The sequence below is a fragment of the Microbulbifer maximicatervae (SeqCode) genome (assembly GCF_052467305.1).
Window position 1 is genome coordinate 3,239,291 of the sequence record NZ_CP174306.1, and the last position, 26,743, is coordinate 3,266,033.

Here is a 26,743-nt window from a genome sequence, read left to right on the forward strand (position 1 = left end):
TTCTGTGCATATTTGCACAAAGGCTGTTAAGAATCGATTATTTATTATCAGACTTGAGCTGGATAACCTCTGCGCTGTACCAAATACAACACGGCGAGGAGACTCCCATGCCCGACCTGTTTACCCCTTTATCCTTGGGTGATTACACCCTTAAAAACCGAGTAGTCATGGCTCCACTGAGCCGCAGCCGCGCCAACAGTAATGGCGTCCCCCAACCCATATCTGCTCAGTATTATCGGCAGAGAGCGAGTGCGGGGCTGATCATCGCTGAGGCTACAGCAACATCCCCAACTGGACGCGGCTGGATCAACGGGCCTGGTATCTACACTCGAGAACAAATAGCAGGCTGGCAGCAAATCAGTGAAGAAGTCCACAGAGATGAAGGAGTTATCTTTGTACAGCTATGGCATATGGGTGCCGCTGTGCACCCAGATTTTCTTGGCGGGAACAAACCGGTTTCAGCCTCACAGATTACCCTTGAAGGCACACTTCCGACCCCCATTGGGCGCGACCGCCCTTTCAAGCAAGCACGTTCCCTCAGCAAAACAGAAATTCGAAAAATAATTGCTGAATTTGCCCAGGCAGCAAAGAACGCCATTGCTGCAGGGCTCGACGGCATCGAACTACATGCCGCAAACAGCTTCCTGATCGATCAATTCACGCGAGATGGCAGCAATCTGCGTACTGATGAATACGGTGGATCTATCGACAAACGCCTACGGTTTCTTAGCGAAGTTACTGACGCTGTTTGCGATGCTATCGGAAGTGGCAAGGTCGGTATTCGGCTATCTCCGAGCAATGAGATCTGGCAAGTGAAAGACAGCCAGTACCGGGACACCTACGCGCGAGCAGTAGAGCTACTTAATCCTCTCGACCTAGCCTATCTGCACTTACTCGAACCTCGTCCTGACTCAGGTCATGATATTCAAACTATCGATTACCAAACCCCAAATCTACGTCAGATATATAACGGCATTCTAATTTCAAACGGCGGTCACAGTGCCGCCTCAGCCAAGCAAATGATTCTCAATGATGGCTCTGATGCTGTTTCTTTCGGAAAACCCTTTATCGCCAACCCGGATCTGGTTGAGCGATTTCGCCATGGCTGGCCAATCAACACCGGGAACAGATCCACTTACTACACCAATGGCCCTGAAGGCTATATCGACTATCCCACATTCACTGCGGAAGCCTCCTCACCAGTATAAACCGCAAGAAAAAAGAAATTCACATTAGGAGTTTTACTATGTTCCAGAAAAAAAATGCCCTTATAGTTACCGGTGCAAGTCGTGGGCTGGGAGTGGATATCGCTGCAGAGGCTTACCGACAAGGCTTCCCCGTTGCCCTATTGGCCCGCAATTCACAGGACCTTCAGAAAGTTTCCGAGCAATTTGACGATCCCTCAAGAGTGCTAGCTTTGCAAGTTGATATCACTAACCCCAAAGCCACAAAGGAAGCGGTCGCAGCTATTCGCAGCAAATTCGGTGGCATCTCTGCACTGGTAAATAATGCCGGAACCTGGACAGGTGGAGATACAGTAACCAATATCAGCGAGCAGGACTTCGACCGATCGATTACCCTAAATTTTAAAACCGCTTTCCATATCACCCAAGAAGTTCTCTCGATATGGAAGCTGGATGGACAGCCACCCTTAGCCATTATGAATATTGGCGCTTCAGCTTCGGTAGATAGCTTTGCTCATGTTTTTTCCTTCGCTGCTGCCAAGGGAGCTCTACGAATGATGTCCCAGTCCCTGGCTGCAGAACTTGGGGCAAAGGGAGTACATGTATCTCACTTATTAATTGAAGGTATCCTTGATAATACTCGAAGTCGTAATTTTCCGGGGAATGAAGACCTGGGAAATGAGCACTTTATCGATCAAGCGGCCTTATCCAGACAAATCCTTCATGTACTTCAGCAGGAAAAATCCTGCTGGACCTTTGAGTGGAATGTAAAGCCAAGCGTGGCAACCTGACACTGAACTCTTCAAGTAAAAAAGAGCCGAGGGAAACTCGGCTCTCCTAATGCAGTACAGTCTTATCGGTAATCAGTAACAGGGGGTCATTTACAAATATCCTGCTTCTGCACCACATCATATTTCTGCAGTAGGGCTTTGTAGCGGCCACTGCTGCACAGCTCTGCCAGCCCGCGATTAAAGTCATCCCGCACTTTTTCATCGCGGAAACCGACTCGAAAGTCTGTCATCATCGGGAATATCTGGAATAGGTCAACCTGAGCCATGGTATGGCCCATTTTATTGCTGTAGTACTTAAATAGCTCCATATCCACCACGGCGACCACATCTGGCATTTTCCAGAATTGGGCAACCAAGTCACGAGCTGTTGGCGCCTGCATAACATTTTGTTTCTGGGTGCCATTGGGCCCAAACATTTTTTCAAATTCGGGCCCAAGATCCATAGGAGCTCCCTGCCAAGTGATCACTTTCTTACCCGCGAGATCTGCAATACTGCCAATCTTCATTTCTGCGCTGGCTTTAGCAATAGCGTAATTGGCGAAGCTGATCATATTGTTCGAGTAAAATAGGCCATCACTCTTCTTGAGTACATTCACCGCTGCCTGAACCATACCCTGCTCAAGTGCCGGGGCCGTCTCCGCAAACCCCATCTGTACGAACTCCAACTTATAGCCAGGGAGAGCTTGCCGAACGATATCTATTTCCAAACCACTGGTCGCACCGTCAATCACATAGGGTGGTGCATCCCCTGCGATCGCTACTTTTAACGGGGTTTCACCCGACTGGGCCAGCACCTGGGTGCAGACTCCAAACATCAAGACAAGAAAGGCCAATAGCGAACGCATAAGCTTCTCCACAGTGACAGGAAAATCACCCAGACGCTCTAAGTGTTGGCAGACATCCCCCATTTATCAAGCTTCGCTTCCGCATAACTGTATCCATCCGAAACCTTGAATTCGGCAGTAAACTCCCCATTCTAAAATCAGGCAAATAGTAATTTGTCGCAACTGGGCCATACCGGGTAAAACAGTGATACATGAGATTGCCGATATTCTGATTGAGAATGAAACAAAGCTGCATCAGTTCGAGATGCGCAAAGACCCTGAAGTCATTAGCAAGCTACTAAGCCCTGATTTTATAGAGGTAGGGAAATCCGGGCGGACCTTTGATTTCAAGGCAATAGTGCGATCAATGCAACAGGAGGAAAATACGGGCTGGGAAATTCACAGCCAAAACTATGAATGCATTCCTCTCTCTGACACAGTCATTATGCTGTTGTATAAATCTGCACGGCGAAGCCAGCAAGGGGAGTACAAGGGGTTTTGTAAGCGATCATCTATTTGGGTTAGAAGTAAAGGGCAGTGGCAAATGAAATTTCACCAGGGGACTCCCTGCCAAGAATTTAAGCTGGAAGATAATATCTCACGCAAACAACCGGCGTTTAAGCTGTGAGTGCTTTTATCGCAATTATCCTGCTGGCCCTGGCGATATGGCTGGTTCCCCACTTCTACCGACAGTGGCGCATTTTTTACCTCCGCTCACAACCCTTAACACGGGAACAGCTACAACTCATTAGGGAAAATCTTCCTCTCTATCACTACCTTAACTCCAATCAACAGAAAGAGTTATGCAGTAATATCGCCCTATTTCTCCACGGCAAAGAGTTTGTCGGTTGCGAGGGGCTTCAGGTCAATGAACGCATGAAGGTGGCCATCGCTGCCCATGCCTGCCTACTCCTATTGGGCCGCAAGAATGAATGCTACCCCAACCTTTACAGCCTGTTGCTCTACCCGGACACCTATGTCGCTCACGAAACACGTCGGGAAGGCTATATAGAAACAGCCAGGCACAGTGCCCGTGAAGGGGAGGCACATTATCGTGGACCCGTAGTCCTCTCCTGGGGTGACCTGGAGAAAGATTTACAATCGCCTGAACGGGGCCACAATGTCGCCCTGCACGAGTTCGCCCACAAAGTCGATGAAGAGGATGGTTACTTTGATGGCCGCCCTCTATTTGAAAGCAGTGATGAAGGGGCCACCTGGGCTGAGGTTATGAGCCGGGAATTCCACCGTTTGAGACAAAGAGCTGAATTCGGTGAGTTTCCTGGTGATACACCCTCTGTGCTCGATTTATACGGCGCCCAGTCTCCCGCTGAGTTCTTTGCTGTAGCAACAGAAAGTTTCTATACGATCCCAACGGCTATGCACGCCTTACACCCGGAACTCTATAAGGAGTTAAGTCATTTCTATCGAATTGATCCCGCCGAATTAATACGCGGAAAAAGTACTGTGGCCTGACAAATACGCTACCAGTCCGGTTTCTGTCTTCCTGCTATGCTTATTTCGTGCACCAGCGGAGTTGGAATAGTGGCCAATACGCATTGTTTAAGATTCGCTCTTGTGGGACTGGTTGTTCTTTTGGCCATGACTCAACCGGCCACAGCAGATATCGCCACAAACCAACAGGATGCAAAGGCTCTGATAGAGCGCCTTGAAAAACTGTATCTCAAGGGCCCTACTCCTGTCTTTGTTCTACAGCTGGAAAAAAATACTCTTCCGGACGCTAAGTTACAGGCTTTTGCAATGGAGCAACGCCTTATTAACTTATCGGACTTGAGAAGTAATGCGCTATCTCTGCATCGTTTTGGTGGCTTACCGGGACATAGTACGAGAGCATTTTTTACTCGAATTACGACAGCAGAAATTCAAGCTAATACCCTGTTACCTAACCTGATTCAAGCATTGGGTATCTCACCCGAGCAGATCGCACAATACCAACCACTCGCAGGTGCCCAAGCCTACCCAGCCTACACTACCTGGCTAGCCAACTACGCTACACCCGCCGAAATTGCCGCTGCCCTGTTAATCAACTTTCAGAGCTTTGGCAAAAATGCTGAGCGCGTTGCAAAAGCTCTCAAACAAAATAAACGCTTTACCAATGAACAGCTCAGTTTCTTAATGACTTTTAGCCAACTTCCAGAAGGATTCAGGGAACAGGCTATCGATATAATTGCAAGAGGACTAGCTTCAGGTGTTCGAGAAAATGATATTGCCATTCGCGTGCGGTTAATCCAAGCCTATGAACGGGAGTTTTGGCGGGCATTTGAAACAAGCAATATTCGCAATTAGTACGATAACTCAAATTCTCTAACTTATCGGCATTACTTAACCGCCAAAGATATACCTAAAATTCTTGATTGACCTAGTAAAAACTACTTTTATTCTCTCAAGCCGAAAGAACTTCCCCTATTGCGAAATATATTGTAGACAATGAAAAAAATGGATCTCACAATACTTATATGGAAAGTAAAGGTAGACTTAAAAATGAGTGAATATGCGGAATTCAAGGATGAAAACTTCAGGTTATTAGTCTTGGATAAGTTAATGTACCATTATAAGGTAATACAGCCTGAATTCGATATTTTTCAGTTTGCCGATAGTTACACCAAAAGAAATATAGATATAGAAGAAGAAGGGTACGAGCCTATCCCCGAAGCTCTCGACCACTTCCGGTCCATTCCAATTAAGAAAGAATGGCTAAACGATATTACTGACCTTCATCAGGATGGGGGTGGCCATATCTGGTTACAAATCATTCCCTTCTGGTGTGGAACTACTGACGACTTTGATATCCATTCCACCGAAGACACAAACCTCCTACCAAACCTGAAAAAGCTCATACTTTTCTACAATGAAGAAAATCCAGAAGTTTTAGAAGATTTCAAAAGAAAAGGCATAGAGGCCAAATGGGTATAACTCTAAAAAATTACCATCAGGTAAAAAATATTTAAATTCCAACCAATATCGTATATCAGCCTGCCCATTACTTGAAACTAATGTTCTAAATTTGAGATACCGCCAAACAGCGACAAAGTAAACCTCAGATGTGAAAATTTTGACTTTCTTCACTTCCAATTGAGTACAGATAATACTTATAGTACACACAAAATCTGGAACCAATTTAGAAAACACTACTCTATAGCCCCGCAAAAGATCACATCAGCAAGGATTAGTTTGTGAAACGTATTATTTCTTTAGTATCAGCCTCTCTAGTTTGTGTCTCATGCGCCACAGTGAAGACAGTTAACCCTAAGAATAATCAGGTAGATATTACTCATAGAGGCCACAAAAGCTATTGCGAAAGTATTCCAAGAGTTTATAGCGGAACCTCTTACTCCTTTTGCTTGCTAAATAGCGAACCCAGTCAGACTGTAAATACTGGATCAACTATCAACCGTGTTCCACTGGTAGCTATAGATGCTGTTTTTTCTGTAGCCGCTGATACCGTTGTTTTACCGTATACCGTAGTGACTCAGGCGAAGCACGGTAATATCGAAGTAAACTGATATGCTCCACCTGTAGCTTAATAATTTTGAAGCCGTTATTGATAAAACCCCTCTTTTAACCACAGGAAAATATATTCACTGGGAACAGGCCGCGATCACTGATTTTGCTTTACTTTCAAATCCATAATCCGGCCTCTAGCTGCCCCTAGGCTAAAAGCAAAACCAAACAAATTAAATAATATTGATTATTAGATAGGCAAAATTTCTTGGCCTTGCCAGAACCAAAAATTCCTACACTATCGTCCCTCCACCTACATATCACACAATTAAAAAGCAATTGGTTGCTTGAAGAATATATGTACAATATGAAAGGCAGACAGCTCCCACCTGCCTCCAAACAACAACAAACAAAGACCAAGAGACATCATTTATAGCTCTCTTTAACCGCCTCTACATTCCAACCTCATGGTAACAAGAACCCTTAGAGAGAAAACGCTATAGAACTCACTAACTTTGGAGATAACAAATTGCGATATCCAGCAATAGACATCACTAGAGGTATATTAGTAATTATTATGGCCCTCGATCATACTCGAGATTATTGGACTTCGACCCAGTTTGACCCATTGGACCTATCCCAATCCTCCATCGCTTTGTTTTTAACTCGTTGGATCACGCATATATGTGCCCCTGGATTTATATTTCTTACAGGATTGAGTGCCTACTTTCACGGTAAAAAACTTAACTCCAAGCCGGAGTTGGCAAAATTCTTAATACTTCGAGGGTTAGTACTAGTTATCCTCGAACTAACTTTGGTAAACCTCTCTTGGCAGTTTGCTTATAATTACGCTTTTGTACAGGTAATTTGGGCACTGGGCGTATCCATGATCATACTGGCGGGCTTAATCTATTTGCCAATGATATGGACCACTATCGTTTGCCTGGCCGTAATATCCTTACATGGATACCTGAATGATGACTTCATGCGCCAGCTATTAGGTGGCTATGAATGGCTTTGGATTCTTGCGCATGTACGCACTAGTTTTAGACTTTTCGAGTTTAACACCGGGATTTTTGCTGCTTACAATATTATTCCCCTCTTTGCTCTTATGTACCTTGGTTATGTATTTGGGCCTCTTTACGAGATGGCAAACAAGCAACGAGTGCGTCTACTAATAACAACAGCAACTGCACTATCGATTATATTTATTGCGGTTAGACTAATAGGCTTTGGCGATCCCAATGATTGGAATTCACAGCAGGGGCTTCTGGGCTTTATCAACACCGCCAAATACCCAATGTCGTTCAGCTATATCCTTATGACAATGAGTATAGTTTTCTTGATCATGGCTATCGTTGAAAATCGGCAAAACCGAATACTGGATGTATTGCTCTTCTTTGGGCAGGCCTCATTGTTCTTCTATTTACTCCATGTCCCAGTGATCAATCTGTCCGCACATCTATGGAGCTACTTAGAGTTTGGAGTAGCAACCAACTTCTTCAACGGCTCCAAAGTATGGCCTGAGGGCTACACACCTAATTTACTGAGAACCTATGCCTACTGGATTGCTCTGATTGCGATACTTTACTATCCCTGCAAGAAATATCTTCAAAAGAAAAAAGAAAGTGGATCGGTGATATACTCCTACGTATAACTCTCAGCACAACTTTATTTCGCATATTAAAAATTCTGTTCTGGGGTGAGCAAAGCCCCAGAGTTGCCTCCCAATCAGGACGATATAGATGTTGCAAAAAATAGACCATTGGATTGATCAAACACTGATAGACTTCAAAGAAGAGAGACAATCTTGCGCGAGGTTCACAGAGAAGTTTTCAGGGTATTATACGGAAGAATTTCTTAGCAAAAGCTACTTTGTAGTGGTTGATAATATTCCAAAACCGAGGTTTCCCGAGCTCTACCAGGCTGGTCTGGGTGGCTTTGTCGACATGGAAGTAGCCGGTATCACTTACAAAGATACCTACTTTGTCAAAACACCTTTTGCTGCGGACATTTCCCTCCATTTCCATGAGTTAGTCCATGTCCACCAATGGTCTCTCTTGGGAGCAGAGTCATTTATCAAACGTTATATCAGTGAAATTCAGACCTACGGCTACAACGGTGCACCTCTGGAAAAAATGGCCTACAGCCTGCAAGATAGATTTATGGACAATTGCACTCCAACAGATGTTTTAAGTTACGTTCAGAATCATTTGTAAGCACTCAATGATCATTGGATTTCATCTATAAAAAGGTTACCTTCTAGATAAGTGAAAGTGACCTTTGTGCTACCAGCCAAAATTGATCTTATTGACAGGCTAAACATTTCTACTAAAGCCTGATCATCAAGACACAAACTATAATTTATTGAGTTTTATAGTTTGCAAGCTCCACACCATGCTACAAGCAACCCGACTCTTCCTGATCTTTGCTGCCCTATCCTCCTTAAATCTGGCATCAGCAACAACATGTAAGCCCATATTCAATCATCAAGATGACAAAGTGGCCAAGAACAATCGCTGCACTAAAATCAGCTTTCAACCAAGCAATACGGAAGGATCTGCTGTTATTATTATGGATGGCGATACCAAAGGCTCCTGCGCTTATACATCTGCGGTTAAGTGCGGGAATACCGAGATTAGAATGAAAGATATTTCTGCAATTGACTTTAAGGTTGACGTGCCTCCAGGTAAGTGTGGTGCTAAAGAGTGGATTGCCGTTTATATGTTTCCCTGGTGTGAACAACCCGGTGGATGTTGGGCCGGGGGGCAGCGGGAAGTCGATTTTGTAGAAACAATAGGCTCCAATGGTCCGGGAGGTTTCGCTTCCAATTGGGGAGGGCTTCCCAAACAGGCGGCGTGGACAAGCCAAACAGGTCCCCTACAGGTGAAGAGTGGTGCCCAACAGCATATAACTTTTACATCCCGGAAAATCATTTCGGGTGAAGCTAGTGGAACCTATCAATGGGATATAAGAGTGTGTGGAGCATCTGCGTCTAAGTGCGATGATTCAAATCAGCTTTGGCATGCCTACCGGGAAAAGGGGCCTGCAATTTTTGATGAATCCATGATGATCGTGATCGACAACTGGGGCGTCAACAATCCACCCCAGCCAGGTTGCACGTTAAAAATAACGGATATGCTGATCAGCAAATATTAGCGATGCTTCTTACAACGATAGGGGGTTAGTGGCGAAAACCCTAATAATCTTTTTTCCACTGTAACTCTACACTACCGGAACCGCTGTCACCGTCATCGGCACTTTTAAACTCCAGGTTGAGGTTATCCCTAAGTTCTATTTGCATCTCTGCCTGCCATGGACTGAGAGGATCGGTACTTCTCTGTAATTCCACATAAATTCGATTGGTAATATATTTGCCCAAGCTCAATGCGTACTCATCACCTTCATCTCCCTCCTCCTGCTCAATATTGAGTGTATCCAGGTGCAACAGCTCGCGTGTCTTGGCGATAGGATCCAATACCGCTCGACCCGACTGCAAACTGCGTACGACACTAACCAAACGAACAGCTTGTAAAGGTGAAATATCTGATAATGACTTCCCAAAAAGCAACTGCGCCAGAATTTCATCCTGAGAGGCCGAGGGGTCAGAGGTAAATGTAATATCCAAGTCCGCAGCAGTGCCTGATATCTGCGCGGTTATTTCTCCATCGCTATATTCATAGACACCTTCAACCAGGATAGCGACCTCATTATTCTCGAAGCGAATTTCGCCATCTTCCAGATCAAATTTCTTACCGAATAAATCAAAGCTGCCGCGAACAATTGTTAATTCGCCGGAGGCTTTTGGCTTATCTGCGGTGCCTCGAATATCCACCACGCCGCGCAATTGAGAATTTAAGCCAAGTCCGCGCACATAGGATTGCTGATCCAAAACAATCTCTACATCCAATCCGATTTTGCTAAACAGGGGAGAAGATCGCTGCACCTGTGGGCCATCAACCTGAACTTCCACCACCTGGATTTCCGGAACACTGCTGCCAATCCATTGCTCAATCTGTAAGGCCAGCGGCTTCAAAGTGAATCGCCCGGTAATTTCTGCATCCTGGGTTGAGCCCGACAAACGGGCATCACCGGATATTGCACCGCGTACTCCCGGTGAGTTCAGCAAGTGGGCCCGACTGAGGCTTAATACGATGTCAAAACTGGGCGAGCTATCCGGAGGTAAAAAGACCGCCCCTCCCAGGTTTATCCGCCCACCATCACCATCGGTAGCGCTTCCTCGTACAATCCGCCACTCCTCAGGAGACAGCTGTGCGTAGAAGTTAATATCCGCAATGCGAGTATGGCTCGGTCGGTGCTCATAGCGGCCATTACTCAATTCGATATCACCGGTTAATAGAGGACGCTGCCAATTCCCGGTACCGTCAACGTTGAAACTGAGCAAGCCGCGCATACGGTGGACACGGGGATCAATATATTCGGCAATCACTGACAAATCGGCCGTACCGCGCCCCTGCAATTGAAAGGGCACATTTCGCAGGCCACCAGTTTGATTATTATCAGCAAATAATTGTTCGAAGATCGGCGCAATCAATACACTTACTTGGCTATTTACTGCGTTGCTACCGCCGTGTTGGGCAATCAGGGATGCATCCAGCTCTCCATTCTCTGTCTGCCAATCCAACACTATCGAAAGCGGTTGAACCTGGATTCCGCGCTGCCCTCGCCCCAGGGCTTCTCCAGTAGCGCGCAACTCCCCTTGGAATTCAGGCTGCCTGGGGCTTCCACCAATACTGGCATAAAGGCTGACATCACCATTACCCGCCCTACCGCTGGAAAAACTATTCGCCAAATCCGATAGATCACCTTGGCCGCGCAACTCTAAATCCAGTCGCTCTGCATTCAAGCTACCCAGTATTGATAATTGGTTGCGACCCGCCCAGAGCAGCTCGATACCATCAGTTACCAGACTCCTGTCTGCATAGTCCAAAGTACCCTGTAAATGCCAGGGCTCCAGATGAAACTCTCCCTGGGCGATCAGGTTGGTTTTAATCTGCGGGTTTGAAATAGCCCCATCAACCCTGCCATCCAAGCTCAACTCCCCTTCAAGGGAGTTAGGGAGAGAGAGACCGACGAGATCTACCAGGAACAGCGGTAGATTGCGCGCGCCCATATCAATTTGTAATCGGTCTTGCCTAGGTTCGATAGAGCCATCGGCCTGCAACAATGCCACCCCCACCCGACCCAACTGCTGGGCATCTTCAGCGAGGGCTGTCAGGCGGCTTTGGCTCTGTAGGGGCTCCGGATCCCCTTTATCAAAACCTGAGGCAACCACGGGGGACTGAGGGCCTCTGCTTGAGGATGAACCAAACTGGTTGCCATTACCGTTGGTAAATAACTCCAATCGCAGGTCACTGACCTCTATCAGGTCCATATCGCCACTGGCTTCCCCTTTTAAGTTAAAGGGGTAATCCTGCGCGACGCCATTGGAATCCAGTAAAATACTTACCTGGGGATTACTCCACTCTCCCCGGACTGTTACTTCGGAAGTCCCCCCTAGACTTACCCCCTCTGCCTCGGTAACTCCAAGGTCATCGCGCAAGCTAATATTTTTGCCATCGATCTGCCCGTGTAAATCCAACTGCTTCTGTTCAATATCAAGCTGACCGATTACTTCCAGATTGAGCTTCTCACCGGTAAATACCAATTCATCAATAGTCAGCGCGTGCAGGTTTCCACTTATCGCCGCCGTCAACTCACCCTGTAAGTCGTGGTAAGTACTCACTGCACTCAGAGACAAATTGAGGTTTGGGTTTTTCCATGAGCCGATGGCCTCCACACGCAACTGGTGCAAGGTGCCGGATAAAGCAGTGGGGATATCTACCCTATCAGCCTGGGGTAGCGAAGCTGCAAGCCGGCGAATTTCTTCAACACCCAACTCATCAATCTCTCCCACCAAATCCAGTGCTTTCAAATTCGTATCTACAGTACCGAGCACCTCGATCCGTGCACCGGCAAAGTGCAAAGATAAGGCTTGCAAGTCAATCACACCTGCCTGGGTATCGACCCGGCCCTCCAATTGCAGGGGCTGCTGCCGATAGCTGCTTTCCACTTGTAAGCTGCCATTAATATTCGGCTGTTGCAGGGAGCCCTGCACCGAAAAATCTGCGCTGAGCCAACCACTGTCCAGGATATCCTGCCAAGGGCGGGAAAGCGTTAGCGGGATTTGATTGAGGTTAACTGTCCCATTGACACCGTCCGCGCTAATGTTGCCTTTAATCGTACTGCGCCGCTCATCCACTCGCAGCCAAATCCCCGTTGAAGATAAGCGCCAGGGGTTAATATCGGCTTCGATACTCCCTGTCAGATCCAGCTGATGTTCTGCTAGAGGAGCTGCGATCGAATTAATATCCAGCAGCAGTTTTTCACCCTGTTTGCGCAGGGATAGTTCGCCGCGAGCATCCAATACCTGATTTTCCGGCAGATGCAGCTGTCGGCTGACAAACCCCTGGCCCATCTCACTGGTAGTGAAATCGATTACAAAGCGCTCGCCCTGCATACGGCCATTTACAGTGAGATTAAACTCGGAACCACTCAGCTCACTCACTTCGATAAATAGCTGCGCCGGTTTATCCTGCCAGCGGTATTGGGCGTTAGCCTGAATAGCAACAGGGGGAATCCCCGTCAACCGGCTGTCCACCAATTGCAGGCGAGCTATATCCAGTTGCGCCAAGCGAAACCCGGGAACTAGCAACTCCCAAGTAGTCGACGGCTGCTCTTCACTGACAACTTCAACCTCCTCTTCGCCAGAATCTGCCAGCGCAGAGAGAAGTTCATTGAGGATATTTAGGTTGAGCAGTAAATCTTTGGCCCCCACTCGCTCGATATCGATGGGATCTCGGGACAAGCTGTTGAGATTAACCGCCAAGTCCTGGGCTTCGGCAAGCGTACTAGCTCGATAGTCAATTCTCAGCTGCTCGAAAAACCAAAATCCTAATTTTTCACTGCGAATTCCTTCTGCCTCAATTTCGAGGTCGTCCACCAATTGCTCGGCAGCGTAAAAAGCCCCACGAGTAAGGCCGACGCGCCCCGGTTCCGTGCAGAGGAAATAGATAGCGGACATCAGGAGGAACAGACAAATGCCTGTTACCAGGGAACCCCCAGCACCCAGAGAGCGCCAGAGCCCACGCAGGAAAGCACCCACCCAGTGGGCAACGCCCAGCGCAAACAGGCCCAACCAGCGCATCAGAATGCCTGCCCCAAGCTCACATACACCTGATAGCGATCATCGATGCCCTCACGGCGATCGAGGGGAAAGGCGATGTCCATGCGGATGGGGGCAAAGGAGGTGATATAGCGCACGCCAAAACCCGTTCCCCAAAACAGGTCGGAAAACTTGGGCGCTGCGTCCTCATAGGCATTGCCGCCATCGAGAAAAATCACACCTCCCCAGGTATCCGTAAAACGAAAACGGCCCTCAAAAGAAATCTCGCTGAGTCCCCGACCACCGATAGCATCGGAGAGGGTTTCCTCACCCTCATCATTAATCTCAATAAGTCGCGGACCCAACTCCTGGTAACCATAACCCCGCACGGAGCCACCACCACCGGCATAAAAGCGCTCATCCGCAGGCAGCTCAAGGTTCGACTCTCCTGTAATTGCCCCGGCTTTCAACCTTATTGCCAAGGTGGGCTTATAACGCCAGTCATCGGCTGTTTTATACGCAGTGAGCTGTAGGGTATTTTTAACAAAGGTCGTATTGGTATTTCTAAGATCAATATAGGGTTTTACTTCCAACGCAGAAGTGGCGCCACGACGGGCATCCAGGGGTTTGTCTGTCGTGTTTAATTTAAAGCCCAGGGGGAAAGCTAACAGTGTGTAGTTTTCATCGGGATCATCTGCTTCAACTGCCCCTTCCACCTTCTCGTCCACTTCACTGAATTTCAGCTCGGCGCCACCACTCAGCGTGCGATGCTTACTGATTTTTCTCGATACCAGTGCACTGAATGTCAGGGACTCTGAACGGTAGGAATCAACATCCTCTCCTTCCAAAGCAATACTGGCGGTCAAGCGTTGCTTGTCATGGAAGAAACGGGGAATAGTGAGCTTGCCTTCCAGGGTTTGCTTTACCTCGTTCAGCTTACTTTCGACTTCAATTTTTTCCCCACGATGGAAAACATTGCGATGTTCCCAGGCTGCTGAAATACCGGCTCCCTCATCGGAGGTGTACCCTACCCCCAAGGTTATGGTGCGGTGATTGCGCTCCTGAATAACAAAAGTAACATCCACCAACCCATCATAGGGTTCAGAAACTTCAGTGTTTACATTGGCAATTAAGTTGGTGCGCAGTAGACGCAACTGCGCAGCATCCAGTTTACTGCGACTGAAGCAATCTCCGGATTTAATCTTGACCTTATCCAACAGGTAGTCCTCTTCGATAGAGGTGACTCCTTCAATGCGGACTTGGCCAACATGGACTTCGGGACTGGGGGCCACCCGATATTCCAGTCTCGCAGCAGCTTCCCGGTGAATCACCGTTGCCTGGTAGCTGACATCCACATTCAGCAGACAGGCATTTTCATTGAGGTACTTGGTAATTTTTTCTACGCCCTCAAGTACCTTGCTGGCAATCAGGGGATCTCCAACATGGATAGGTAAGCCGCTAAAGCCTGCCCGCAAACCGGCCGGCATATTAATATCCAGGCTCTTGATATGGTACTGGGGGCCGGGAGTGACACTATAGAAAATTTGGTTGCCAGAAACAGACTCATACACAGTGGCATCATAATATCCCTGCGCACGCAGTAATTTTTCCAGGTTACCCCGCTCATAGTGCGCAATATCCGCCGGATCATCGTAGTTTTCCAGCGCACTACTGTTCTTGCGCAACTCGTTGAGTTCGGAGGTCAATTTTTCCTGCAGCTGGGGATCGCCCTGCACCAGCAGGGTAAAACCCGGCAAGCGATCAAAAAATGGGATGGCTGCTGCCAGCTGCATTGGCAGCGCTAGAAGGACAATAAGTAGGGTGACAAAGAGAATTCGCAAGATCTTTATCCAATGTCAGTAGCGGCTACTCCGCAAAAAATCCGGGTATCCGTTCCCTCCGTAGGCTGGAATATCCAGCTGATGACAACAGCTGGGATAATTAAATCGACTTATTGAGCAGCCAATAAGCCGATTCGGCGTTTGGGACTTCTATGGCTGTGTGCCTTGGCTGGGCATTAAGGGATTACAATCCTGGATAATCACCCGCCCTTCCAGAATATTTCCTTTGGAATACTCCGTGAAAATACACTGGTTAGTCTTGGGGTTATAATTCTCGATCCACAAATTATCTTCTTTCCAGGTGGCGCCGATATGGCGGTACCCATCGGGCACAGAGATACGCATGACCCCGCCAAAACGCTTCACGAAAACCTGCTCATAGTGAAAGTAGTAGGCAAGCCAGCCGCCAACAAAGAAAACCGCAGCCACGATTGCGCCGATCTTAAGGCTGCCCAGGCGGCTGCCGATAAAAAGAGAAGCAATAACAAGGGCAATCACCGCTGCCCAGTACAAATAAGTAACCATGACTGTTTTTCTACCCTAAATTATTGGTGTTTATAAAGTGAAGGGTAGCGCAGAACCGCAGCAAACTAAATGGCGCCGGGTTACGCTCCCTTACTCCTAAGGAGCCTCTGAATAACTCCGTAATGCCTCTGCGGGCCTTGAAGATTGCAGATGTTAGGCGCAGCTCGCCGCGAATGGCCGTAGCCCTTTGCAAGAGCTGCAACGCAGCAGCTGTGGCCTTCAAGGCCCGCCCTTCGGGGCATGCAGAGCGATCCACACTCCGCGTTGCGACCTCTTGAAAGGTCTAGACATTCCTGCGAAGCCGCGCCTTGATTGTGAACCGCTCTGCATGCCAGAGGTATCACGGAGTTGTTCAGAGGCTCCCTAACTTACTCCTCTGCCAACTCCGGCAGCTTTTCAAATAGCGATAAGGCTTCAGGGTTGGCCAGGGCCTCCTTATTTTTAACCGGTTTACCCTCCACCACATTGCGCACAGCCAGTTCCACAATCTTACCGCTGATAGTTTTAGGAATATCCGCCACCTGGATCACCTTCGCCGGGACATGGCGAGGCGTGGTATTGGCGCGAATCGTGGAGCGGATTTTCTGGGTCAAATCCTCATCCAGCACAATACCCTCTCGCAAAACCACAAACAGCACTACCCGTACATCGTCGTGCCAGGGCTGCCCAATACAGATACTATCGAGCACCTCCTCGACTTTCTCCACCTGGCGGTAAATCTCTGCGGTTCCGATACGCACACCGCCGGGATTAAGTACTGCATCGGAGCGGCCATAGATCACAACACCACCGTGTGCCGTAATCTCGGCATAGTCCCCATGCGCCCACACACCAGGCCAATTTTCAAAGTAAGCACCGCGGTACTTGGCTCCATCTGGATCGTTCCAGAAGCCAATCGGCATACAAGGGAAGGATTTGGAGCAAACCAGCTCCCCTTTCTCTTCAACCACTGCACTGCCTGTATCATTCCAGACTTCCACCTCCATACCCAAGCCGCGACACTGCAATTCACCGGCATAGACCGGTAAAGTTGGGTTGCCAAGGGCAAAGCAAGACACAATATCGGTGCCGCCGGAAATAGAGGATAAGCAGAGATCTGCTTTTATATCTCTGTAGACATAGCGGAAGCCTTCGTGGGCCAGCGGAGAGCCTGTGGAGAGCACCGCACGCAATTTCTCCAGCTTGTGGGTCTCCCGGGGTTTGCAGCCACTCTTCTCCAGCGCAGCAATATATTTGGCACTGGTGCCAAACACACTGATTCCCTCTTCATCGGTCATATCCCATAGACTTTGGGATGAAGGGTAGAAAGGTGAGCCATCAAACAGCACCAGAGTCGCCCCACAAGCCAGGCCACTCACCAGCCAGTTCCACATCATCCAGCCACAGGTGGTGAAGTAGAAAAGTGCATCCTCACGGCGCAGATCGCCATGCAAGCAATGCTCCTTCAGGTGCTGGAGCAAAGTGCCCCCCACTCCGTGGACGATGCACTTGGGTACACCAGTAGTACCTGAGGAGTACATGATGTACAGGGGGTGATTAAATTCTGTTTGTACAAAGGAGAGTTCGCGAGCGGGCGCCGCAGCTTCAAAAGCTTGCAGTAGTACCGCCTTACCCAGCGGCTCTGCCGCTAGTACCTGAGCAGTTTCCTCTTCTGAGCGCGCAACCGGTACCACTACCAAAGTTTCTATGGATTCGATTCGCTGCATGATCTCGCGCAGACGCGGCAATGAATCAATAACCTTACCGTTATAGAAGTATCCTTCACAGGCAAATAGCACTTTCGGCTGCACCTGGCCAAAGCGGTCAAATACTCCATTGATACCAAAGTCTGGTGAGCAGGAGGTCCAGATAGCACCGAGGCTCGTGGTGGCCAACATGGCTACTACGGTATCGATCACATTGGGCATAAAGCCCGCTACCCGATCTCCCTCAACAACGCCTTGGGCAACGAGGGCCGCTGACAGGCGCTCCACCCGATCGTACAGCTCCTTGTAGCTCAGCTCGCGGCGGCTACCGTTCTCCAGGCGCTCGACCAGGGCAGCCTTGTCATCGCGATATCGCAGCAGGTTCTCAGCAAAGTTCAGGCGTGCCTGTGGAAACCACTGCGCACCGGGCATGGAATCGTTACCGAGTGTCTCATCACCCTTATCTGCAGCAATAACTCCGGTGTAATCCCACAACTCCCGCCAGAAAGCTTCGCGATTATCTACTGACCACTGGTATAAAGCCGCATAATCATTGAGATCCAGCTGGTATTGCTGGTTGACCCTGCGACGAAATTCATCCATCTGAGTGGCGGCAATAGCCTCTGCGCTGGGTTGCCAGAGCGGTTGGGAGTTGTCCTTCATTTCAACAGACCTTGTGGCTCATTATTGTGTTTTCAAATCGCCCTCTCGGGCACAAGGGGAGCAATCATGCCCTGCCCCACCACTTAAAACTATTTTAATCTTTTTTAGATTTGTTAAATAAAAGTTAACATAGCCAAATCTATCAATTCCCCAGGAACCTGCCGCTGTGAGTGCCACGATCAAACAACTACGCGCCTTTGTCACAGTGGCCCGCAGCCGCAGCCTGGCCCAGGCCAGCGCTCAGTTGCACACTTCCCAGCCAGCCCTGTCCATTGCCATCCGCAACCTGGAGGATGCGACTGGCGGCCCGCTTTTCAGTCGAGAAGCCCGCCAACTCACTCTCACCCCGGAGGGCGAAGAATTTCTCTCCCGCGCCGAACAACTACTGCACAACTGGGATCAATCCCTGGATGCGGTACAGCAGGCCTTTCGCCTGGAGCGTGGGCAGTTGCGCCTGGCAGTAATTCCCGCCTATGCACTAAACCAACTCCCCCAATTATTAGCCAATTTTCACCGCCAACACCCACAAATCAATATCCTGTTGGAAGATGTGGTGATGGAACGAGTAACCCAAGCGGTGCAGGATGGCCGGGCGGAGCTGGGCATCAGTTTTCGCCCCGAGGATTTAGGCGGGCTTGAGTTTGTGCCCCTACACAGGGATCGTTTTATCGCAGTCATACCATCCCAGCACCCCCTCAGCGAAAAAGGAAAAGTGCGCTGGAGTGACCTGGCCAGTTTTCCTTTTATTGCTATGAACCGCGGCTCAGCGGTGAGGCGCTGGACCGATGAGGCCTTCGGGCAAAGTGGCAAAGGCGTTCACTATATCTGCGAAGCTAATCAATTAAGCACAATCGGCCAGTTAGTACGTGCGGGAATGGGGATTAGTGCAGTGCCGAGCTTGTGCGAAACACAGGTTCGGGAATATGGGCTGGAATGCCTGCCACTATCGGCACCAGTAGTGAGCCAGGAGGTGGGGATATTATTAAAGAGCCGAGGCACCTTGTCGGCACCAGCAACCGCGTTTTTATCCGCGATTACTGGTTGAGGTCTATAAAAGTGCCTCTACTTATTTGAGCGACTAGTGACTGCTAGTTGCGCGCAGCATCCAAGCCGTTTTCTCGTGAACTCTCATACGATCAGATACCAGGGCAACTGTGGATTCATCTTCTCCCGCCTGGGCATCTTTTAAAACTTCACGACAGGTTTTGATCACCTGTTCATGCCCTTTAGTGAGAATTTTTACCATTTCTTCCGCCGGTGGTACCTCAACAACTTCTTTGATGGAGCTGAGTTGAGCAAAAGCCTGGTAAGTACCGGGAGCGGAAACCCCGAGGGTGCGAATGCGCTCGGCAATATCATCCACCGCAGTGGCCAGCTCGGTGTAATGCTCTTCAAACATCAGGTGTAATTCGCGGAACAGAGGCCCAGTAACATTCCAGTGGAAGTTGTGGGTTTGCAGGTAAAGGGTGTAGCTATCTGCCAACAAATGTTTCAAACCGGCAGCAATCTTTTCCCGATCCTTTTCACTGATACCAATATCGATTTTTTTCATAATACAAATCCCTCTTCCAAAAACTGTTGTCACCGAAATGGTTATAAGGCCATTTTGGTACCTTTATTCACTTCTCACAAGCTATCGAGCCAATAGCTTATTTATATAGACAAGTAAGATTTATAAGGTACAAAAATGGCGTGAATTTTAACCCGGCTATTGAAAGAAAATTTTGCGACAAGACATTGCCAATAAGGGACTCTCCAAATAAAACTATTTATCGAGACCCCCGCTGAAAACACAAGAAGTCAGGCACTACAAACCGGGCAATTACTATGGCTCGGCAGCTGCAAAGTTTGCAGAGCTAAGGTTTCCGTCTCGATTAAGTGCAATTTATTCAAGCTCGATACCGGCAAATCCATCAGGTATTTCATGGCCTCCAGAGCCTGCATGCTGCCAACCACACCCAGCGCCGGACCGATCACACCTACTGTAGAGCAGTTCTGGACTTCAGCCTGCTCCTGGGGCGGAAACAGGCAGGCATAACAGGGACCTTTACCTTCAGAAAAATCAAAACTAATCAGCTGGCCGGAAAACCCCTGCACCGATGCCATTACCACCGGACACCCTACCTGATAACAAACCCGGTTGATCGTATGGCGGATTTCCAGGTTATCGGTGCAGTCCAACACCAGATCCACCTGTTTTACCTGCTCACGCAGCCAGGATTCATTCGCCATTTGGCTGTGGGGGTGAATGCGAATAGTTGGATTGGCCGCAGCCAATTGTTGTGCAGCCACCATGGCTTTGGATTTTCCCTGGTGATTGGTTTTGTACAAAACCTGGCGCTGTAAATTGGAGAGATCGATATGATCACCATCCACCAGATGCAACTCTCCAATACCGGCTGCGGCCAGATACATCGCTGCCGGGCTGCCGAGCCCACCTAAGCCAACAATCAGAATTCGCGCAGAAGACAGTTTTTTCTGCCCCTCTTCACCCACCTGGGGCAACATTATCTGGCGACTGTAACGCTGTAATTCCTTACTACTTAACATGGCTCTACTTCCGCACGCTTACCTTTCAACAGGACATTAAAATCGGCAACCACCTGCTTGTAATCTTCCGCTTTAGTAATAGCGCTGACCACGGCGATACTGCCAACGCCGCTAGCGATAACCTCACTGGCTCGCTGCATATTAATACCACCAATTGCCACGAGTGGATAATCGGGCAATAGTGCTGCCATTCGCGCAAGTTTATGCACACCCTGCAACTGATCCGACATATCCTTGGTGTTGGTCGCATAAATTGCACCAATGGCCAAGTAGCTGGGGCGATAACGGTAGGCCAACAGTAATTCATAGAAGCCGTGGGTACTGATACCCAGCTTCAATCCTGCCGCTTGAATTGCCCTCAGATCAGCAGACTGCAAATCCTCCTGGCCCAAATGCACGCCGTAGGCGCCGCACTCAATCGCCAACTGCCAGTAATCATTGATAAACAGGCGCAGGTTATACGTCCTGCCAATAGCCACTGCGCGCTCAATCTGTGCGCGCAGGTCCTCACCCGGATTCTTTATTCGCAGCTGTAAAGTACGCACCCCCAGCTCAGCCAGGCGCTGCAACCACTCCACTGTATCCACAACCGGATATAAACCCAATGCTTGAGAGTCTGTTTGGGCAAACCCATGAACAAGAGGTTGGGCCACACCAAAACCATAATCCAGCGCACGCTCTTCTCCCGACACTAAAATCTCCGGGAAGTCGATTAAATCCAGGGGCCAGCCACAGTGGCCTACAGGTCCAGCACCAGCGCCGATGTGTGCATTATTTCCCCGGCGCAAGCCCCGCTGTACATAGGCTTTACCCACAACGCAGGCATCTCGCAACGGGTAGCCCAAAGCGCGGCAAGCGGCAATAGCGGAGGACAGGGTGCAGCCAGTGCCATGTGTGCCTGTACTGGACACTTCCCGTCCAATAAACCAATCGGCTTTTTCACCATCCCACAGTAAGTCGGCAACTTCTCCCGCACGCAATTGCGTATGGCCGCCGGTAACTAAAATTGCGGTACCGCCGTGGGCGTGCAACTGACGCGCAGCTTGCACAATAGATTCCGCACCCGTGACACTGGCTCCGGTAAGCCATTCCAATTCATGTAAATTGGGAGTGACCAGATCACACTGTGGCATCAACTTAGCCAACACCGTTGCGGTAATATTCCCTTCGGTGAGCCCGGCTCCGTTGGTAGCAACAGCAACCGGGTCGTAAATAACCGGAACCGGCTGCACCGCTTGCAGCTGGCGCAGGAAATCTGCCACCGCAACAACTTGTTCAGCATTCGCTAGCAGACCGATTTTAATTGCGGCAGGAAATAGATCCCGCTGTAAGGCCTGTAATTGTGAAGCCAAGACCTCTAGGGAAACTGCATTAATTGCAGTAACTTCCACCGTATTCTGTGCAGTATTGGCCGTGATAGCACTGCAACCATGGCAGCCGAGGTCGGCAAAAGTCAGCAGGTCCGCCTGAATGCCGGCACTACCGCCGGAGTCACTGCCGGCAATGGTCCAGACAATTGGCTTTTTCAATTGGAGTTGATCGCGCATAAAAATACTAATCCTGCAATATGCTCTCTGCCTGCTGCCAGAAAGGCATATCCAGGGTGGGGGTGCTGGGGCTGGCAGTTTGACGCCTGAGCATCAAGCCGGCATTAAAGGCGGCGCGCCCGGATTCCACAGCCAGTTTAAAAGCATTAGCCATCAGTACCGGATCCTGGGCTTTTGCAATCGCGGTATTCAATAACACCGCATCAAAGCCCATCTCCAGTGCTTCTGCCGCCTGTGATGGCGCACCGATTCCGGCGTCAATAATAAGCGGTACATCACTCAGGCGCTCGCGCAGTGTTTGCAGGTTATATTTATTGAGCAGTCCCTGCCCGGTACCGATGGGAGCCCCCCAGGGCATTAATACCTCGCAACCCACATCCAAAAGTTTTCGACACAGAACCAGGTCATCAGTGCAATAAGGCAATACCTTGAAGCCTAACTGAATTAATTCCCGCGCAGCTTCTACCAGACCAAAGGGGTCTGGCTGCAAATTGTAATCATCGCCAATCACTTCCAGCTTGAGCCAATCGGTCTGGAAAATTTCCTGGGACATTTTTGCCAGCTCCACCGCTTCTTGCGGCGATTTACAACCGGCGGTATTGGGCAACAACTGACAACCGGACTCGCGAATATAATCCCAAAATCGATTGTCCTGCTGCTGTGCCGGATTTTGCCGGCGAAGAGACAAAGTAATAATTTCTGAAGCTGAGGCTTGCACGGATTCGCGCATAATCGCTGGGGAGGGATACAGGGCGGTGCCCACCAAAAGCCGGCTGTTAAATGTTTTTCCGTAAAGTGTTAATAGATCGCTCACCTTTACCCCCCCACTACCGGAGCAACAATATCCAGGCTATCGCCGTTATTTATCTGTGTATTGCTATATTCCGTACGGGGAATAAATCCACCGTTGATCGCAACGGCAAATGTTTCTCCGCGATAGCCGAGCTGCTGTAAAAGCGCAGAGAGTTTTAGCGGGGATTCAAGGCTCTGTGTTTCCCCATTAATTAGTACCTGCATCAAACCACCTGTAACAGTTGTTGTGCCACTTGATTCTCCACTTGCTCCACTACTGCCGGCGCTAAAAGATAACCGTGACGGTAAAGGCCATTCACCCTAATCAGCCCATCCTCGCTGTGGATATAAGGCATATTATCCATAGTGGCGGGGCGACAATTTACGCGGGTCTCAACAATACGAGCCTCGGCAAAAGCCGGGTTGAGGGAGTAAAGCGCGGAAGACAATTCCATACTGGAGCGCACGGAAATGGGCGACTGGTCTTCGCTCTCAATTTCCGTAGCACCAATTACTGTGCGCCCATCGCTGCGTGGTACAGCGTAGAGCTTATAGCGCGGGTGGAGCAGTCGCACTGGACGCTGCAAAACCACTTCCCGGGATTCCACCACCATCACCTCACCACGGACACCGCGTAAGCCTTCAATCTGCCCCTTGGCACCGAGACCACGGCAGTCGATCACGCAATCAAATTGTTCGCACTCCGAGTTCACAGAGATATACCCGGCTTCGCAATTTACCTTGCTTTGCTCTCGCAGAGTGACTGCACCTCGGCGCAATACGCTGAGTAACGCGGGCAGTAGGCGGTGATTATTGATATCCGCCTCACCTCGTAAGTAAAGCCCCTGTTCAAAGCCGTGTAAGGAGGGCTCTAATTTCGCTAAAGTATTGCAATCGAGGGGCTGCACCTGCCCCCTGGCAGACTCGCCCAACTTGCCCTGCAGCTCCCGCAGGAATTGCAGCAGCTCACTTTTATCCTTGCCGTGAGCAACCAGGACTGAGCCCGCTCGGCGGTATTCCACGTTCCGCCCGCTCTGCTCCTCCAGCTGCCGAGCCCACTCAGACCAAATCTCAAGGCTTTTCAGCCCCAGGTTGTAAACCTGTTTATCGCTGTGCACCAATTCCGATAGTGGTGAGATCATTCCCGCTGCCGTCCAGCAAGCTCCCCCGACTGGTGCCGACAGATCACCCGCTTCAAACAGGGTAATATCCAGTTCCCGTTGGCAGAGCCGCCAGGCGAGCAAGCGACCTAACAGGCCGCCACCGGCAATAGCTACTTTGGCTTTGGTTTCGCTTGTCACAGACCACCTATCTTCGCAAATCCAAATCGACACCCAGCGATATGCGCTATGCACTCGCCGTACTTTTGCTATCCGATTCTTGGGGGAGAGGACTCTCCCCCAAAATACTCATCAGCCCTTGTGATAAATCTCGCTACCCATGTCCTTAAATTTAATCGACATTTCCTCCATGCCCTGTGCCGCTTCCTGCTTGGCCGCATAATCGCGCACATCCTGGGTGATTTTCATGGAGCAGAATTTCGGGCCGCACATGGAGCAGAAGTGAGCTACCTTGCCGGATTCCTTTGGCAAGGTTTCATCGTGATAGGTGCGTGCCCGCTCCGGATCCAAGCCGAGGTTGAACTGATCTTCCCAACGGAATTCAAAGCGGGCTTTTGACAGGGCGTCATCGCGCTTCTGTGCCCGCGGATGCCCTTTGGCCAAGTCTGCGGCATGAGCCGCAATCTTATATGCCATAAGGCCCTCTTTAACATCCTCTTTATTGGGTAGACCCAGGTGCTCTTTGGGGGTCACATAGCAGAGCATGGCGCAACCGTAGGTGCCGATAAGTGCAGCGCCGATGCCGGAAGTAATGTGGTCGTAGCCGGGAGCAATATCCGTGGTCAATGGACCTAGAGTGTAGAAAGGTGCGCCGTGGCAGCGCTTCAGCTGCTCATCCATATTTTCTTTAATCTTATGGATAGCCACATGGCCGGGGCCTTCGATCATCGTCTGAACATCGTGCTTCCAGGCAATTTCAGTCAGCTCGCCAAGCGTGTGCAGCTCGCCAAACTGGGCTTCATCGTTAGCATCCGCAATGGAGCCCGGGCGCAGGCCATCACCGAGACTAAAGCTCACATCGTAAGCCTTCATAATCTCGCAGATTTCCTCAAAGTGGGTGTAGAGGAAATTCTCTTGGTGATGGGCGAGGCACCACTTGGCCATAATGGAACCACCACGGGAAACAATCCCGGTCATCCGTTTGGCAGTGAGCGGCACATAGCGCAAAAGCACGCCAGCATGAATCGTGAAGTAATCCACCCCCTGTTCCGCCTGCTCAATCAAGGTATCGCGGAACACATCCCAGTTAAGGTCCTCAGCAATTCCGTTTACTTTCTCCAGCGCCTGGTAAATCGGCACAGTACCAATGGGCACTGGCGAGTTGCGCAGAATCCACTCGCGGGTTTCGTGGATATTGGCACCGGTAGACAGATCCATCACCGTGTCCGCGCCCCACTTGGTAGACCAAACCAGTTTCTCCACTTCCTCTTCAATGGAAGAAGTCACAGCCGAATTACCAATATTTGCATTCACCTTGCACAGGAAGTTGCGCCCGATAATCATCGGCTCCACTTCCGGGTGATTAATATTCGCCGGGATAATTGCCCGCCCTTCTGCAACTTCCCGGCGCACAAATTCCGGCGTAATTTGCTCGGGGATGTAAATACCATCACGTGCCTTCTGGTATTCACTTTCACTCATTTCCGCTGCCAACTTGGCTCGCCCCATATTTTCGCGTACTGCGATAAATTCCATCTCTGGGGTAATAATGCCGCAGCGGGCATAGTGCATCTGCGATACATTCTGTCCCGGTTTGGCCCGGCGAGGGCTGGGAAGGTTTTCAAAGCGGATATGATCCAACCCCTGGTCCGCCATACGCTTCTGGCTGTAGGCCGCTTGGCGGGAGTCCAGCAGTTCAGTATCTCTGCGGGCCTCTATCCAGCCCTGGCGCAATTTGGGCAGCCCTTCCCGTACGTCCACTTTAAAATTGGGCTCGGAATAGGGGCCCGAAGTGTCGTAAATGGTGAGGGGCTCATTGGGTTCAAACACCGGGTTCTCTGCATCCCCCCCTACCAAACTATCTCCCAGACAGATCTGACGAGCACCAACCTGGATGTCGGGAGTTTCACCGGGCAAATACACCTTGCTCGAGTTGGGAAAAGACTGAACCGTGAGATTCTCAAGAAATTCTTTAGCGGAATCGCGACTGGTAGCGCGGGAGGACTTTCCGGCTTTACCGGATTGTTCAATGATCTCAGACATGCGTAACCTTAAAACTTGGAAATTTAAAGGTCGCAGCATCCAGGGCACATACAAAGAGAAAAGACGCCAAACTGTAACAAAACAGGCGACTTCAGATCTTGTTCCCTACGCGGGGGTTACCCCGATCAGGTTCAACGGATCTCGCAACAGCGATCTCAGCCCACAGGCACTCCGACAAGTAGAGCGCAGTATAGTGGAAGCATCAGAAGAAGAACAGATGGCATAAAACTGTTCCAGAAAAAGTAAAGCTTTGAAACGCCAATAATGTAATCAATGCTCTTGGCGACAAAACTCCAACAGACTTCAATTTATTGATAACTGACCAAAGGGTCTCAAGCATTCATCACTCACAATATCTGAGTGCGTCCTACACTCCTTCTCGTTTACCGGAGCA

General features: G+C 49.5%; 23 protein-coding genes and 1 riboswitch. Of the genes, 11 read left to right on the plus strand and 12 right to left on the minus strand.

Going from position 1 to position 26,743, the window contains the following annotated elements; all coding sequences use genetic code 11:
* The first annotated feature begins 107 nt into the window (after positions 1–107).
* Both ACJJI4_RS14220 and ACJJI4_RS14225 read left to right on the plus strand, forming a co-directional pair.
* The gene (locus ACJJI4_RS14220) at positions 108–1,208 is read left to right on the plus strand and encodes an alkene reductase (RefSeq protein WP_444917846.1); all 1,101 of its coding nucleotides are present in this window, start codon (positions 108–110) and stop codon (positions 1,206–1,208) included.
* Between the two features lie 38 nt (positions 1,209–1,246).
* On the plus strand, positions 1,247–1,975 hold the full coding sequence (locus ACJJI4_RS14225; protein WP_444917847.1) for an SDR family oxidoreductase: 729 nt from the start codon (positions 1,247–1,249) through the stop codon (positions 1,973–1,975).
* 86 nt (positions 1,976–2,061) lie between these two features.
* On the opposite strand, the gene ACJJI4_RS14230 is transcribed toward ACJJI4_RS14225, so the two are convergent.
* Complete coding sequence (locus ACJJI4_RS14230) at positions 2,062–2,820, minus strand: substrate-binding periplasmic protein (RefSeq protein ID WP_444917848.1); 759 nt, start codon at positions 2,818–2,820, stop codon at positions 2,062–2,064.
* A gap of 184 nt (positions 2,821–3,004) precedes the next feature.
* Between ACJJI4_RS14230 and ACJJI4_RS14235 the strand changes: the two genes are divergently transcribed.
* The 8 genes from ACJJI4_RS14235 to ACJJI4_RS14270 all read left to right on the plus strand — a co-directional run bounded on the left by ACJJI4_RS14235 (position 3,005) and on the right by ACJJI4_RS14270 (position 9,417).
* Positions 3,005–3,427 (plus strand): nuclear transport factor 2 family protein, encoded by a 423-nt coding sequence (locus tag ACJJI4_RS14235; RefSeq protein WP_444925576.1) that lies wholly within the window; start codon positions 3,005–3,007, stop codon positions 3,425–3,427.
* Complete coding sequence (locus tag ACJJI4_RS14240) at positions 3,424–4,272, plus strand: M90 family metallopeptidase (RefSeq protein WP_444925577.1); 849 nt, start codon at positions 3,424–3,426, stop codon at positions 4,270–4,272. Before ACJJI4_RS14235 ends, ACJJI4_RS14240 begins: the two co-directional genes overlap by 4 nt.
* A gap of 102 nt (positions 4,273–4,374) precedes the next feature.
* A complete protein-coding gene (locus ACJJI4_RS14245) occupies positions 4,375–5,103 on the plus strand; it encodes a thiaminase II/PqqC family protein (protein WP_413662862.1) in 729 nt (242 codons plus the stop codon).
* A 141-nt stretch (positions 5,104–5,244) separates the two neighbouring features.
* A complete protein-coding gene (locus ACJJI4_RS14250) occupies positions 5,245–5,730 on the plus strand; it encodes a DUF6892 domain-containing protein (protein ID WP_444925578.1) in 486 nt (161 codons plus the stop codon).
* Between the two features lie 260 nt (positions 5,731–5,990).
* Positions 5,991–6,320, plus strand: coding sequence for a YceK/YidQ family lipoprotein (locus ACJJI4_RS14255; protein ID WP_413662864.1), 330 nt, complete (start codon positions 5,991–5,993; stop codon positions 6,318–6,320).
* A 467-nt stretch (positions 6,321–6,787) separates the two neighbouring features.
* Positions 6,788–7,915: an acetyltransferase domain-containing protein gene (locus tag ACJJI4_RS14260; RefSeq protein ID WP_444925579.1), complete on the plus strand. Its 1,128-nt coding sequence runs from the start codon at positions 6,788–6,790 to the stop codon at positions 7,913–7,915.
* A gap of 88 nt (positions 7,916–8,003) precedes the next feature.
* Positions 8,004–8,477 carry a hypothetical protein gene (locus ACJJI4_RS14265; protein WP_444925580.1) on the plus strand — a complete coding sequence of 158 codons (474 nt, stop codon included), beginning with the start codon at positions 8,004–8,006 and terminating at the stop codon, positions 8,475–8,477.
* Positions 8,478–8,655: 178 nt separating this feature from the next.
* Entirely contained in the window at positions 8,656–9,417 is a 762-nt protein-coding gene (locus tag ACJJI4_RS14270) for a hypothetical protein (protein ID WP_444917855.1), read from the plus strand.
* A gap of 40 nt (positions 9,418–9,457) precedes the next feature.
* Here the strand turns inward: ACJJI4_RS14270 and ACJJI4_RS14275 are convergent, their stop codons facing one another.
* The 4 genes from ACJJI4_RS14275 to ACJJI4_RS14290 all read right to left on the minus strand — a co-directional run bounded on the left by ACJJI4_RS14275 (position 9,458) and on the right by ACJJI4_RS14290 (position 18,137).
* Positions 9,458–13,465: a translocation/assembly module TamB domain-containing protein gene (locus tag ACJJI4_RS14275; protein WP_444925581.1), complete on the minus strand. Its 4,008-nt coding sequence runs from the start codon at positions 13,463–13,465 to the stop codon at positions 9,458–9,460.
* Positions 13,465–15,264, minus strand: a complete 1,800-nt coding sequence (locus tag ACJJI4_RS14280; protein WP_444925582.1) for an autotransporter assembly complex protein TamA — start codon at positions 15,262–15,264, stop codon at positions 13,465–13,467. Before ACJJI4_RS14280 ends, ACJJI4_RS14275 begins: the two co-directional genes overlap by 1 nt.
* Before the next feature lie 150 nt (positions 15,265–15,414).
* The gene (locus ACJJI4_RS14285) at positions 15,415–15,789 is read right to left on the minus strand and encodes a hypothetical protein (RefSeq protein ID WP_108734070.1); all 375 of its coding nucleotides are present in this window, start codon (positions 15,787–15,789) and stop codon (positions 15,415–15,417) included.
* Between the two features lie 368 nt (positions 15,790–16,157).
* Positions 16,158–18,137 (minus strand): acetoacetate--CoA ligase, encoded by a 1,980-nt coding sequence (locus ACJJI4_RS14290; RefSeq protein WP_444925583.1) that lies wholly within the window; start codon positions 18,135–18,137, stop codon positions 16,158–16,160.
* 166 nt (positions 18,138–18,303) lie between these two features.
* On the opposite strand from ACJJI4_RS14290, the gene ACJJI4_RS14295 reads away from it, so the two are divergent.
* Positions 18,304–19,182 (plus strand): LysR family transcriptional regulator, encoded by an 879-nt coding sequence (locus ACJJI4_RS14295; protein WP_444925584.1) that lies wholly within the window; start codon positions 18,304–18,306, stop codon positions 19,180–19,182.
* A gap of 33 nt (positions 19,183–19,215) precedes the next feature.
* Here ACJJI4_RS14295 and ACJJI4_RS14300 read toward each other — a convergent pair whose 3' ends face one another.
* The 7 genes from ACJJI4_RS14300 to thiC all read right to left on the minus strand — a co-directional run bounded on the left by ACJJI4_RS14300 (position 19,216) and on the right by thiC (position 26,349).
* Entirely contained in the window at positions 19,216–19,689 is a 474-nt protein-coding gene (locus tag ACJJI4_RS14300; RefSeq protein WP_108734073.1) for a Dps family protein, read from the minus strand.
* 248 nt (positions 19,690–19,937) lie between these two features.
* Complete coding sequence (locus ACJJI4_RS14305) at positions 19,938–20,687, minus strand: HesA/MoeB/ThiF family protein (RefSeq protein WP_444925585.1); 750 nt, start codon at positions 20,685–20,687, stop codon at positions 19,938–19,940.
* Positions 20,681–22,234 carry a thiamine phosphate synthase gene (gene thiE / locus ACJJI4_RS14310; protein ID WP_444925586.1) on the minus strand — a complete coding sequence of 518 codons (1,554 nt, stop codon included), beginning with the start codon at positions 22,232–22,234 and terminating at the stop codon, positions 20,681–20,683. Before thiE ends, ACJJI4_RS14305 begins: the two co-directional genes overlap by 7 nt.
* Positions 22,235–22,241: 7 nt before the next feature.
* The gene (locus ACJJI4_RS14315) at positions 22,242–23,048 is read right to left on the minus strand and encodes a thiazole synthase (RefSeq protein ID WP_444925587.1); all 807 of its coding nucleotides are present in this window, start codon (positions 23,046–23,048) and stop codon (positions 22,242–22,244) included.
* A gap of 2 nt (positions 23,049–23,050) precedes the next feature.
* Positions 23,051–23,251: a sulfur carrier protein ThiS gene (gene thiS / locus ACJJI4_RS14320; RefSeq protein ID WP_108734077.1), complete on the minus strand. Its 201-nt coding sequence runs from the start codon at positions 23,249–23,251 to the stop codon at positions 23,051–23,053.
* Positions 23,251–24,327 carry a glycine oxidase ThiO gene (thiO, locus tag ACJJI4_RS14325; protein ID WP_444925588.1) on the minus strand — a complete coding sequence of 359 codons (1,077 nt, stop codon included), beginning with the start codon at positions 24,325–24,327 and terminating at the stop codon, positions 23,251–23,253. Before thiO ends, thiS begins: the two co-directional genes overlap by 1 nt.
* Before the next feature lie 111 nt (positions 24,328–24,438).
* Positions 24,439–26,349 carry a phosphomethylpyrimidine synthase ThiC gene (thiC, locus tag ACJJI4_RS14330; RefSeq protein ID WP_444925589.1) on the minus strand — a complete coding sequence of 637 codons (1,911 nt, stop codon included), beginning with the start codon at positions 26,347–26,349 and terminating at the stop codon, positions 24,439–24,441.
* An 85-nt stretch (positions 26,350–26,434) separates the two neighbouring features.
* Positions 26,435–26,533, minus strand: a riboswitch (TPP riboswitch).
* Between the last annotated feature and the right edge of the window lie 210 nt (positions 26,534–26,743).